The organism is Rhizobium oryzihabitans (assembly GCF_010669145.1).
Lineage (GTDB): Bacteria > Pseudomonadota > Alphaproteobacteria > Rhizobiales > Rhizobiaceae > Agrobacterium > Agrobacterium oryzihabitans.
Window position 1 is genome coordinate 999,706 of record NZ_CP048632.1, and the last position, 11,894, is coordinate 1,011,599.

10 protein-coding genes and 3 pseudogenes are annotated in these 11,894 nt (G+C 59.8%); 6 read left to right on the plus strand and 7 right to left on the minus strand.

Annotation, left to right across the window (positions count from 1 at the left end):
- Positions 1 to 67: 67 nt before the first annotated feature.
- From G3A56_RS05350 to fabD, 3 genes are all read right to left on the minus strand, one after another.
- On the minus strand, positions 68 to 304 hold the full coding sequence (locus tag G3A56_RS05350; RefSeq protein ID WP_003502080.1) for an acyl carrier protein: 237 nt from the start codon (positions 302 to 304) through the stop codon (positions 68 to 70).
- A 350-nt stretch (positions 305 to 654) separates the two neighbouring features.
- A complete protein-coding gene (gene fabG / locus G3A56_RS05355; protein ID WP_003496820.1) occupies positions 655 to 1,392 on the minus strand; it encodes a 3-oxoacyl-[acyl-carrier-protein] reductase in 738 nt (245 codons plus the stop codon).
- 99 nt (positions 1,393 to 1,491) lie between these two features.
- The gene (fabD, locus tag G3A56_RS05360; RefSeq protein WP_137067530.1) at positions 1,492 to 2,436 is read right to left on the minus strand and encodes an ACP S-malonyltransferase; all 945 of its coding nucleotides are present in this window, start codon (positions 2,434 to 2,436) and stop codon (positions 1,492 to 1,494) included.
- 224 nt (positions 2,437 to 2,660) lie between these two features.
- On the opposite strand from fabD, the pseudogene G3A56_RS05365 reads away from it, so the two are divergent.
- The 5 genes and pseudogenes from G3A56_RS05365 to rplI all read left to right on the plus strand — a co-directional run bounded on the left by G3A56_RS05365 (position 2,661) and on the right by rplI (position 6,467).
- A pseudogene (locus G3A56_RS05365) lies at positions 2,661 to 3,703 on the plus strand (aldo/keto reductase).
- 292 nt (positions 3,704 to 3,995) lie between these two features.
- Positions 3,996 to 4,457: a 30S ribosomal protein S6 gene (gene rpsF / locus G3A56_RS05370; RefSeq protein WP_003496829.1), complete on the plus strand. Its 462-nt coding sequence runs from the start codon at positions 3,996 to 3,998 to the stop codon at positions 4,455 to 4,457.
- A gap of 13 nt (positions 4,458 to 4,470) precedes the next feature.
- Positions 4,471 to 4,718: pseudogene (gene rpsR, locus G3A56_RS05375) on the plus strand (30S ribosomal protein S18).
- Positions 4,719 to 4,902: 184 nt separating this feature from the next.
- On the plus strand, positions 4,903 to 5,877 hold the full coding sequence (locus G3A56_RS05380) for a DUF2232 domain-containing protein (RefSeq protein WP_082184055.1): 975 nt from the start codon (positions 4,903 to 4,905) through the stop codon (positions 5,875 to 5,877).
- A gap of 14 nt (positions 5,878 to 5,891) precedes the next feature.
- The gene (gene rplI / locus G3A56_RS05385; protein ID WP_080825394.1) at positions 5,892 to 6,467 is read left to right on the plus strand and encodes a 50S ribosomal protein L9; all 576 of its coding nucleotides are present in this window, start codon (positions 5,892 to 5,894) and stop codon (positions 6,465 to 6,467) included.
- 261 nt (positions 6,468 to 6,728) lie between these two features.
- Here rplI and G3A56_RS05390 read toward each other — a convergent pair whose 3' ends face one another.
- Genes G3A56_RS05390 through G3A56_RS05405 form a run of 4 tightly spaced genes read right to left on the minus strand, consistent with a single transcriptional unit; the run spans position 6,729 to position 10,272 of the window.
- Positions 6,729 to 7,796: an HlyD family secretion protein gene (locus G3A56_RS05390; RefSeq protein ID WP_082184644.1), complete on the minus strand. Its 1,068-nt coding sequence runs from the start codon at positions 7,794 to 7,796 to the stop codon at positions 6,729 to 6,731.
- A gap of 19 nt (positions 7,797 to 7,815) precedes the next feature.
- A complete protein-coding gene (locus tag G3A56_RS05395) occupies positions 7,816 to 9,567 on the minus strand; it encodes an MFS transporter (protein WP_164056199.1) in 1,752 nt (583 codons plus the stop codon).
- Positions 9,564 to 10,019: a MarR family winged helix-turn-helix transcriptional regulator gene (locus tag G3A56_RS05400; protein ID WP_082184054.1), complete on the minus strand. Its 456-nt coding sequence runs from the start codon at positions 10,017 to 10,019 to the stop codon at positions 9,564 to 9,566. Before G3A56_RS05400 ends, G3A56_RS05395 begins: the two co-directional genes overlap by 4 nt.
- 40 nt (positions 10,020 to 10,059) lie before the next feature.
- Positions 10,060 to 10,272 (minus strand): hypothetical protein, encoded by a 213-nt coding sequence (locus tag G3A56_RS05405; RefSeq protein ID WP_164056200.1) that lies wholly within the window; start codon positions 10,270 to 10,272, stop codon positions 10,060 to 10,062.
- Positions 10,273 to 10,329: 57 nt separating this feature from the next.
- Here G3A56_RS05405 and G3A56_RS05410 point away from each other — a divergent pair.
- Positions 10,330 to 11,825: pseudogene (locus tag G3A56_RS05410) on the plus strand (replicative DNA helicase).
- The last annotated feature ends 69 nt before the right edge of the window (positions 11,826 to 11,894 follow it).

The following is an 11,894-nucleotide window of genomic DNA, read 5'->3' on the forward strand; positions in this document are numbered from 1 at the left end:
ATAAAATATTGGCCCGGACAAGCCGGGCCAAGACGGGAGGGTATTTCACCTCCCCTGCGAAGGTCGATCAGGCCTGGGCCTTCTCGATGAACTTGACGGCGTCGCCGACAGTCAGGATCGAGTCAGCTGCGTCGTCGGGAATTTCGACGCCGAATTCTTCTTCGAAAGCCATGACCAGTTCAACGGTATCGAGCGAATCAGCGCCCAGATCGTCAATGAAGCTAGCGCCTTCAACAACCTTGTCGGCGTCAACGCCAAGATGATCAATTACAATTTTCTTTACGCGTTCTGCGATATCGCTCATGTCGGTTTCCTCGACCTTTATTTTGAAGGGAATGCCTCGCGGCACCCTGCCCTGTTAGAAGCCCTCATGCGCCGTTCAAATCCGGCACTGCGGGCAAACCCGTTCAACCCGGTCCAAGCTAGACATCGTCGCGCAAAACCGCAACGGCTTCCTGTCTCTCCGGGACGACTGTTCACAGTCTTGGCCCGCTTAACATGGTTTCAATCGGTCGAAAAGCCTGAAAACGCGCTAAGCACAGCGTATGACAGGCAATTTCGCCGGAAACCCGTCGGCGGAGCCTTGCGGCGCCAGCTACCCAAGAAGGTGCTTAAACAGCGCCGCAATCCTTTTCAAGACGGCCTTGAGCGCCGTCAGATCATCGCCATGCCGCCATTAACGTGCAGAGTTTGACCCGTCATGTAGCCCGCCTCATTGGAAGCCAGATAAAGAACGGCGGACGCGACTTCCGCGCCGGTTCCCATGCGCTTCATGGGAATGGCGCCCATGATGGCATCCTTCTGCTTGTCGTTCAGCTTGCCGGTCATGGCGCTTTCGATGAAGCCGGGCGCCACGCAGTTGACGGTGACGTTGCGGGTGGCGATTTCCTGCGCCAGCGACTTCGAAAAACCGATCATGCCTGCCTTGGAGGCGCAATAGTTGGCCTGACCGGGATTGCCGGTGACGCCGACGATGGAAGTGATGTTGATGATGCGGCCGAAACGGCGGCGCATCATCGGATGTGTCAGTTCGCGCGTCAGGCGGAACATCGCCGTCAGGTTCACTTCGATGACATTGTCCCAGTCCTCGTCGCTCATGCGTACGAAGAGGCCGTCCTTGGTGATGCCGGCATTGTTGACGAGAATATCGACGCCTTCCAGCTCGGCTTCGGCCTTTTCGCCGAGTGCCTTGACCTCGGCGCGATCGGCAAGGTTGGCCGGGAAAATCTTGACGCGTTCGCCAAGGTCCGCCGCCAGCGCTTCGAGCTTTTCGACGCGCGTGCCGTGAAGGCCGACGGTTGCGCCCTGGCTGTGCAGAAGGCGGGCGATTTCTTCGCCGATGCCGCCGGTCGCGCCGGTTACGAGAGCCTTGCGGCCTGTCAGATCAAACATGTTCCGTTCCTTCTTTAGAGCAATTCCGCAAAAGCCTTTTAGCGGAATTGCGTCGGGAATTACCGTAAAACAAAAGGCCGTTACGGGGCGAGGCCCGTCTCAGCCGATAAGGGTGGCGAGAAGCTGGTCAATATCGGCAGCGCCGTTGACGGCAACGCCGTTCACCGTCTTGTCGATGCGGCGGGCAAGGCCCGTCAGCACCTTGCCGGAGCCGATCTCGTAAAGCTGCGTCACATTGTTGGCGGCGAACCATTCAACCGTTTCGCGCCAGCGCACCTGGCCCGTCACCTGCTCAACCAGCAAGGCGGCGATCTCATTGGCGTCGGAAACGGGAGCGGCGCGCACATTGGCGATAACCGGAACGACCGGGTTGTTCTTTTCGACGGTCGCCAGCGCCTCGCGCATCGCTTCTGCGGCAGGCGCCATCAGCGCCGAGTGGAAGGGTGCGGAAACCGGCAGCATGATGGCGCGCTTGGCGCCCTTTTCTGAAGCGATGGCCGCAGCCTTTTCAACCGCAGCCTTGGATCCGGAAATGACCAGCTGGCCGCCGCCATTGTCATTGGCGATCTGGCAGATGCCAAGAATGGCGGCCTCCCCGCAGATCGCCGAAACCGCATCATGCTCCAGCCCGATGATCGCCGCCATGGCGCCCTCGCCAACCGGCACGGCGGCCTGCATTGCATTGCCGCGGATGCGAAGAAGACGGGCGGTGTCGGCAATCGAGAAGGTGCCGGCGGCACAGAGCGCCGAATATTCACCGAGCGAATGGCCCGCAACATAAGAGACGGCGTCGGAGAGCTTCAGGCCGCGTGCCTCCAGAACCCGCATGACCGCCATGGACACCGCCATGAGGGCCGGCTGGGCGTTCGCCGTCAGCGTCAGCGTTTCTTCCGGGCCGTTCCACATGATGTCGGAAAGCTTCTGGCCAAGCGCCTCATCGACTTCCTCGAAGACGGCGCGCGCCTCGACATAGGTGTCGGCGAGTTCCTTGCCCATGCCGACGGCCTGGCTTCCCTGACCGGGAAATGTGAATGCAATACCCATGGGATGTCGTCCTTCTTGTCTGGCCTTGCCTTTATTCTTTCGGACTTCCATTCACATTCCGGCCCGCGAAGTCAAGGCTTCAAGCCCTCAGACAGCCCCACCCAAGGGGTTTTGCCGACCTATTTTCCGCATTCTTTTCATCATATTTTTTCTTGCACTGCGGCAATTCCCCATTACTTTCATGCCACCTTTCAAAACATCTCGCCAAGTACCGGGACATTTCCATGAAACAGAGACTATTGGGCCGCACGGGTATTTCCGTGTCCGAAATTTGCCTTGGCACGATGACGTGGGGCACACAGAACACCGAAGCCGAAGCACATGCGCAGATGGATTATGCCATCGAAAACGGTGTTAACTTCTTCGATACCGCCGAACTTTACCCCACCACCCCCGTTTCCGCCGAAACCCAGGGCGGACGGAAGAGTTTATCGGCTCCTGGTTCGAAAAGACCGGCAAGCGTGACCAGATCGTGCTCGCCACCAAGGTCGCCGGTTCCGGTCGCGACTATATTCGCGGCGGACGCGATATCGATGCCGCCGCCATTCGCGAGGCGGTGGACACCAGCCTCAATCGCCTGAAGACGGATTACATCGATCTCTATCAGGTCCACTGGCCGAACCGCGGCACCTATCATTTCCGCGGCGCCTGGAGCTTCGACGCTTCGGGTCAGGAAAAGCAGCGCACGCTCGCCGAAATCACCGAGAAGCTCGAGACGCTCGGCGAACTGGTGAAAGCCGGCAAGATCCGCGCAATCGGCCTTTCCAACGAGAGCGCCTGGGGCACCCAGAAATATATCGACATCGCCGAGGCCCACGGCCTGCCGCGCGTCGCCACCATCCAGAACGAATATAACCTGCTCTATCGCAGCTTCGATCTCGACATGGCGGAAGTCGCCCATCACGAAGATGTCGGCCTGCTGGCCTACTCGCCGCTCGCGGCGGGGCTGCTTACCGGCAAGTATCAGGACGGCGCGCGCCCGGCCGGTTCGCGCGCCACCATCAACAAGGACCTCGGCGGCCGCCTGCAGCCGCTTCAGGAAGCGCCGGTCAAGGCCTATCTGGAGCTTGCCGCGCAACATGGTGTGGATCCGGCAAAGCTCGCCATCGCATTTTGCCTCACGCGTCCCTTCATGGCCTCCGTCATCATCGGTGCAACCACGATCGAACAGCTGAAGACCGATATTGCGGCCGCCGATGTGGCACTGTCGGAAGAGGTGCTGAAGGGCATCGCCGCGATCCATCGGCAATATCCGATGCCGATCTGACACGATCACGGCGCGCTTTTTCGCCCCTTGCCCTTGCATTCCGGGCAAAATTGCGTATAAGCGCGCTGTTCACAACACCCGGTCCAATTGGCTGGTGGCTGAACGGAGGGCTGGTTTCGGTAACGAAACAGCAGGAACCATAAGGTTTTTCCGGCCTCCCGTGTCTCCGCTCTCGACCGTCTCGAACAACGCTTTTCTTGCTTTAAGGCTTTACCGCCTCACCCAAGAGCAGTCGTTGAGGCTTAGCGCCGTTGCCGGGTGAAGGACGAAACGCAAGAAAGGCAAAGCTTAAATGGCTCTTTACGAACACATCTTCCTTGCCCGGCAGGATATTTCTGCCCAGCAGGTCGACGCACTTGTCGAGCAGTACAAGGGCGTTATCGAATCGTTCGGCGGTAAAGTCGGACGCGTCGAGAACTGGGGTCTGAAGTCCCTCACCTACCGCATCAAGAAGAACCGCAAGGCTCACTACGCTCTCATGGACATCGACGCTCCGGCGGCTGCAGTTCATGAAGTCGAGCGCCAGATGCGCATCAATGAAGACGTTCTTCGCTACATGACCATCGCCGTCGAAGCCCACGAAGAAGGCCCGTCCGCGATGATGCAGAAGCGCGACCGTGACGACCGTCCGCGCCGCGACGGCGACCGTCCGGACCGTGGCCCGCGTGAAGATCGTGGTCCCCGCGCACCGCGCGAAGGTGGCTTTGGCGACCGCGAAGACCGTCCGCGCCGTCCGCGCGAAGACCGTGCATAAGGAGAATTGACCAATGGCTGATACATCCTCTTCCCAGGCACGCCGCCCGTTCCACCGCCGTCGCAAGACGTGCCCTTCTCCGGCGCAAACGCTCCGAAGATCGACTACAAGGACGTTCGTCTCCTGCAGCGCTACATTTCCGAGCGCGGCAAGATCGTTCCTTCCCGCATCACGGCCGTTTCCCAGAAGAAGCAGCGCGAACTCGCCCAGGCGATCAAGCGCGCCCGTTTCCTCGGCCTGCTGCCTTACGTCGTAGCGTAATGAATTGAAGCGAGGCTGCGTTTCGGCGCGGCCTCGTTTTCTCTAAAGCAACTGACTTTTAATCAGTAGGTTGCGAGTTTATATCCTTTCGCGTTGGGCGCGGATCGATACCATAAAACCCATGTTGGGGATGAGGCTCTCAGGAGCGATCCTCTAACTGCTTTAGTTTCAGCAGGACAGCGAAGTGCAAAAGTTGAACCAGACAGTGCTGATCACCGGCGTTCTCGCCGGCATATGCGCCGCGTTTCTAACGCTTGGCGCAACGGCACAGTCGTCCTTTTCTTTCCTGCTCTATGCCGGTTCGGCCATGCCCATCTTCATCGCCGGCATGGGCTGGGGCAACCGCGCCGCCATTGTTGCAATCATCACCACCGCCATCATCGGCGCGCTTGTCATCTCGCCGCTTTTCGCGCTGACCATCGCGATCTTCACGCTGATCCCGGCGGGCTGGCTTTCGCATCTCGCCAACCTCGCGCGCCCGGCCTCCGAACTTGGCGGCCCGGATGATCTGCTTGCCTGGTATCCGCTCTCCGGCATCATCCTGCATCTTTGCCTTCTGGTTGCGGTTGCCGTCGTCATTCTCGGCTGGATGATCGGTTATGGTCCCGATCTCGTCGCGCGCATGGTCGACCTGATGATGACCTCGGTGCAGAACCGCGAGCCGCTGTTCGAACCCAATGCCGAGGCGCTCGCCCAGACAAAATCGCTGCTGGTGCTGATGCTGCCGATCGTTCAGGGCGGCCTGTGGGTCATCCTTCTGTTCGCGGCCTATTATTTTGCAACCCGGCTCGTCGGTTCCTTCGGCAAGGGCCTTCGCCCGCGTGAGGACATTGCTTCCGCGCTGCGCATGCACCGCAACGCGATCTTCATTTTTCTTGGCGGTATCGTCGCCATGTTCTTCGGGGGCGTCGCCGCCATGGTTGGCGCAGTCGTCTGCGGCACCTTTGGCGCGGGCTTCCTGATGGCTGGTTATGCCTCGCTGCATAAACGCGCGCGTGGAAAAGACTGGCGTCTGCCGGTTCTCATCCTCGCCTATCTTTCAGCGGTCTTTGTCTTTCCGCTGTTCATCATTCTCGTGCTCGGCTTGAGCGACGTGCGCAGCACGATCTCGCTGACGCCTGCACGGAAAACCGACAATACGAACGAAACCAACACATAGAAAGGATCAAGAAGATGGACGTTATTCTTCTCGAACGCATCAACAAGCTCGGCCAGATGGGCGAAACCGTAAAGGTTCGCGACGGTTACGCACGTAACTTCCTGCTGCCGCAGGGCAAGGCGCTGCGCGCCAACGCCGCCAACAAGACCCGTTTCGAAACCGAGCGCGCAACGCTTGAAGCCCGTAACCTCGAGCGCAAGTCGGAAGCCCAGAAGGTTGCCGAAGCACTCGAAGGCAAGTCCTTCATCGTCGTCCGTTCGGCTGGCGAAACCGGTCAGCTGTACGGTTCTGTTGCTGCCCGCGACGTCGTCGAAATCCTCGGCGCAGAAGGCTTCAACATCGGCCGCAACCAGGTTGAACTGAACACGCCGATCAAGACCATCGGCCTGCACAACGTCACCCTGCACCTGCACGCCGAAGTCGAGCTTCAGGTCGAGCTGAACGTTGCCCGTTCCGCCGAAGAAGCCGAGCGTCAGTCCAAGGGCGAAAGCCTCACCTCCGCCGACGCCATCTACGGCGTTGACGAAGACGCCCTGCGCCCGGAAGACTTCTTCGATCCGGAAGCCGACGGCAACGAGGACGACGAATAAGATTTGGCCTAACGGCCGAAGAAAAACCCCGGATGGAGACATCCGGGGTTTTTTTGTTGGGTTGTGTTCGCGGGAAGGTTTACCCCCCTCTGCCCTGCCGGGCATCTCCCCCACAAGGGGGAGATCGGCAAGAGGCGCTGTCACCACTTCATTCGCAACTGTTGAGATGGGCGAGACCCAACCGCATATCGATCTCCCCCTTGTGGGGGAGATGTCCGGCAGGACAGAGGGGGGTCCCTCTCCGCACACTCCCAAGCAAGACTACCTCGCCGCCGTCTCCGCCGCCTCCGGCGCGATGCTCTTGTCCAGGTGCACGACCACCGACATGCCCGGTGACAGATCCGCCACCAGCGGCTGATCGGGATCGATCGAGATGCGCACGCCGACACGCTGGGCGATCTTCACGAAATTGCCTGTCGCATTGTCGGGTTTGATGACGGCGAATTCCGATCCCGTGGCGGGCGAGAACCGCTCGACGCGGCCGTTGAGCTTGCGGCGATGCAGCGCATCCACCGAGATCGTCACCGGCTGGCCGACCTGCATGCCGGAAAGCTGGGTTTCCTTGAAATTGGCGATGACCCAGACATCATGCGGCACGACCGCCATCAATTGCGTCCCTGCCGTGACATATTGACCGGTGCGCACGCTGACTTCGCCGAGCCTGCCGTCGACCGGCGCATGAATCTCGGTATTGTCGAGATCGATCTTCGCGAGTTCGACGGCGGCCTCAGCATTGGCGACTGCCGCCTGCAGGGAGCTGCGGTTGACGATGATCGTCTGCAGATCCTGCCGCGAGACCTCGAGGGCCGCTTTCGCCTGCGACAGGGATGCGCGCGCCTTTTCAAGAGCGGCATGCGCCTCTTCCTGAAGGCTTGAGGTGCCGACGCCGCTCTTGATGAGATTATCCTGCCGGTCGGATGCAAGCTGCGCCTGCTTCAGAGAGGCCTCAGCGGCATCGACTGCCGCCTGGCTGGAAAGGATATTGGCATTGGCGGCGTTTTCCTGCTGACGGGAATTATCGAGCGCCGCCTTCTGCGTATCGAGCGTGGCTTCCGCCTGCGCCTGTTTCTGGCGGTAGATGCGGTCATCGATCTTTGCCAGCAAGGTGCCCTTCTTGACCTCCTGATAGTCCTTGACCGGCACGTCGACGACATAACCGCTGACCTGCGGGCTCATGGTGGTGACGTAACCGCGCACGAAGGCGTTGTCAGTCATTTCGACCGTGGAGAGGAACGGCGGCAGCCGCCAAGCGTAAAGCACCAGTGCGACGCCGGCGAGGCCGCCGAGCAGCACGAGAATGGAAACGGGGGTAAAAAACTTCTTCAGCATTTTATCACTCTTGGAAGGTTCAAGACTGTTGTGCCGGTGCGGCATCGACATCGTTCCTCAGGAGGAACGGGCGGATGCGCAGCCATGCAAGGTGGATCAAAAGCGCGACGAGCGCCAGCGCCGAAACAACGGAGATCAGCAGGAACGTATCATTATAGGCAAGCACATAGGCCTCCTTGCTGACCTGCTGACCGAGAAGGGAAAGCCCCTCGGCCTTCAGCAGCGCCGGGTCGGTGATGACATGGCTGTAGGCGCCGGAAAGCTGGGATACGCGCTGGGCGACCACGGGATTGGTGAGCAGGACATTTTCCACCAGTATATTGGAATGGAATTTTTCGCGCAGCGTCACGAAACTGCCGAGCAGTCCGGTCATCAGCATCGAACCCGTGATCTGGGTGAACAGGAAGATGGTGATGAAATTCACCAGATAGGGTGCGCCTCTGGCAAGGGCCGCGGCAAAACCCTTGGACATGACGGGCGGCAGGAACATGGCCGCGCCGAAGGCAATCATCATCTGGCTGAGATACATTTCGCCCGGCCGCGTCAGATTGGTGGACTGGCTGTCCATGAACGAGCCGGCGGCGATCAGCGCCAGCGCAATCACATGCGCCGTATCCACGTATTTCGTCAGCATCAGCCAGGCGCAGGCCGCACCGCCAAGCACCGTCGCCAGCAACACCAGCGCATAAAGCGTCGTCGTCTGGTCGTTCAGCAGGCCAAGCTGCTGGTAGAAGCTGACCGCCGTTGAGGATTGCTCGGAAGAAACAGCGCGATAAACGAGCAGCACCGCGATAATATGCAGGTTGGTTTTCGAAAAAATCCAGCGCAGGTCGAGCAGCGGGTTTTTGCGCGGCAATTCGATGAAGGCCATGAGGGTCAGGAGCGCGATCGAGGTTGCCAGAAGCACGCCCAGCCACCATGTTTCGAACCACCAGTAGAACCGGCCAAGGGTGAGCATGACGGCAAGACAGCCGAGACCGCCCGCAAACAGCAGATAGCTCAGAATATCCATGCGCTCGATGACTTTCGCACGCGGCGGCGGCGTGACTTTCAGCACGTAGATCATTGCGAAGGAGATCAGCGCAAACCCCACCTCCATGGAATAGAGCGCGTTCCAGCCATCGATTTCCAAAAGAGAGGGCGAAACGATGCGGGCGATGGGTGCCGACAGCAAGGTGCCGGTCAGCGCGATGCTGAAACCGAGCGAGAATTTCCGCGCGGGCGGAAAGGCTTCCAGAATGTAGAGAAAGCCGAGCGACGAAATCGGCGCGGCCGCCATGCCGCTGACGAAGCGGATGACGATGGCCGAATGCAGGTCCGTCACGAAGAGGTTGAGGCAGGAAGCGACCACAAAAGCGATGATCGAGAGTTCGGCAAAAGGCCGCAGGCCATATTGCGCCCTGATCTTGAAGAGAGCGATGGAAAACGTGGCATAGGGCGCCATATAGGCGGCGGAGAGCCATGCCACTTCCGCCACCGTTGCGGAAAACTCGCCCTGAAGCTGGTAGATATTGGCCATGACGAGGTTCATGCCCAGACCCTGGGTAATGAAGAACGACAGGCCCGCGAAGATGAAGCACAGCCGCAGCCACACCGGCCGCTCCACCGGTTGCGGCGCGGCGGGAACGGCAGCTTCCGGCGCGGTCTCGCCTGTGCCTGCATCGCTCAGCGACGTGCTGGCCTGCTCTTCCGGAATGTCGTCCGGCTTGACGGTCGCTTCTGTATTTGCGGGCGCGGCCTCATCCGTTGTCTGCGGCAACACGGTGCTCACGATTGCACCCTCCCGGCCGCCAGATTTTGCAGATTGGCTGAAAGCCGGCGCATGACATCAAGCGCCATTGCGAGTTCCTGCGAGGAAATATCGGCAGCGATTTCCGAGCGCAGCGATTTCGCCACCGCCTGCACCGTCTGCGAGGTCTTCTCTCCTTCCGCCGTCATGTGAATGCGTTTGGCGCGGCGGTCGTTTTCGTCGGACCGGCGTTCGATGAGGTTCTGTTTCTCCATGCCATCCAGCACGCGCACCAGCGTGGGCGTTTCGATTTCCATTTCCTCGGCAAGTTCAGTCTGGGTCAAAGGCCCGCGCCGCGACAGGGCAAAAAGCGCACGCGCACGCGCCAGCGTCAGGCCGCTTTCCCCTACCCTCGCGTCGAAAAACGCGCGCAGTTTGCGGGTGAAAGCGGAAACCTCGTCCAGAAGCTGTTCCTTGTCTGTCTCGCGGGACATGTCAGCAAGCCTTATAATTAGCACACTACTTATTTACTGCCTACTTATTCGTAAGCCTGATGATTTTCAAGTTTCTTTCATGCCGGGTCTGCCATGCGGTAAACTCATGGCAGCGAATCACGTTGCCGGGAAATTCCGGCACCTCGTTCCCACCCGCCTGTGGATTGCTGGGGACAACTGAAGATGTGATCCAGCTTTTCAGAACGGACGTCAGCCTGCCGTATAGTGTTGCAACAATATCATTGACTGCCATGCCCCAGGAAGCCAAACCCGAGGTTTAAGGACAAGGCAAAGGGAGATCGCGCAAACCATGAACGACGCTGTGAGAAAGATCACCCCGCGCAGCCGGCGGAACCGCATTACCGCGAAGCGCCGAACAACATCGAGGCCGAACAGGCGCTGCTCGGCGCCATCCTCGTCAATAACGACGCCTATTACCGCGTGTCGGACTTCCTGAAGCCCGTGCATCTTTACGAACCCTTGCATCGCAAGATTTTCGAGGTGGCGGGCGATATCATCCGCATGGGCAAGACCGCCAATCCGGTGACGATCAAGACCTTCCTGCCCGCCGACGACAAGATCGGCGACCTGACGGTGGCGCAATATCTGGCGCGTCTGGCGGCGGAAGCCGTTTCGATCATCAATGCAGAAGATTACGGCCGCGCGATTTACGATCTGGCGCTGCGTCGCGCGCTGATCCAGATCGGCGAGGATGTCGTCAACATCGCCTATGACGCGCCGCTCGACATGCCACCGCAGGCGCAGATCGAGGACACCGAGCGCCGACTGTTCGAACTGGCGGAAACCGGCCGTTACGATGGCGGCTTCCAGTCGTTCAACGACGCAGTGGCGCTGGCGATCGACATGGCGGGGGCTGCCTTCGAGCGCGACGGCAATCTCTCCGGCATCTCCACCGGCATTCACTCGCTCGACGCCCGCATGGGCGGTTTGCAGCGGTCCGACCTTATCGTGCTTGCCGGTCGTCCGGGTATGGGCAAGACCTCGCTTGCCACCAACATCGCCTATAACATCGCGGCGTCCTACGATCAGGAAGTCCAGCCCGATGGTTCGTTCAAGGCGAAAAACGGCGGCGTCGTCGGCTTTTATTCGCTCGAAATGTCGTCCGAACAGCTGGCAACCCGTATCATTTCCGAGCAGACGGAAGTCTCGTCCTCGAAAATCCGTCGCGGTGACATTACCGAGGCCGATTTCGAAAAGCTCGTCGCCTGCTCCCAGATGATGCAGAAAGTGCCGCTTTATATCGACCAGACCGGTGGTATCTCCATCGCCCAGCTTTCCGCCCGCGCCCGCCGCCTGAAGCGCCAGCGCGGCCTCGATGTTCTTGTCGTGGACTATATTCAGCTGATGACCGGCGGTGGCAAGGGCGGCGAAAACCGCGTGCAGGAAATCACCCAGATCACCACGGGCCTGAAGGCGCTGGGCAAGGAACTCAATGTTCCCATCATCGCGCTGTCACAGCTCTCCCGTGCGGTGGAAAGCCGCGAGGACAAGCGCCCGCAGCTCTCCGACCTGCGTGAATCGGGCTCCATCGAGCAGGACGCCGACGTGGTGCTGTTCGTGTTCCGTGAAGAATATTATGTGAAAAACATGGAGCCGCGTGACCCCGGCGATGTGAAATATGCCGAATGGGAAGCACATTTCGACCGGGTGAAGGGCACGGCTGATGTCATCATCGCCAAGCAGCGCCACGGACCGACCGGCACGGTAAAGCTCGCCTTCCAGTCCGAATTCACCCGCTTTGCGGATCTGGCCGACCCGAGCTTCAGCCAATACGAAGAGCATTGATCCCATATGGATATTTGAGGGCGAATGGTTTCGCCCTCAACCTATGCCTCAGGTTTGGAATGGAACGAA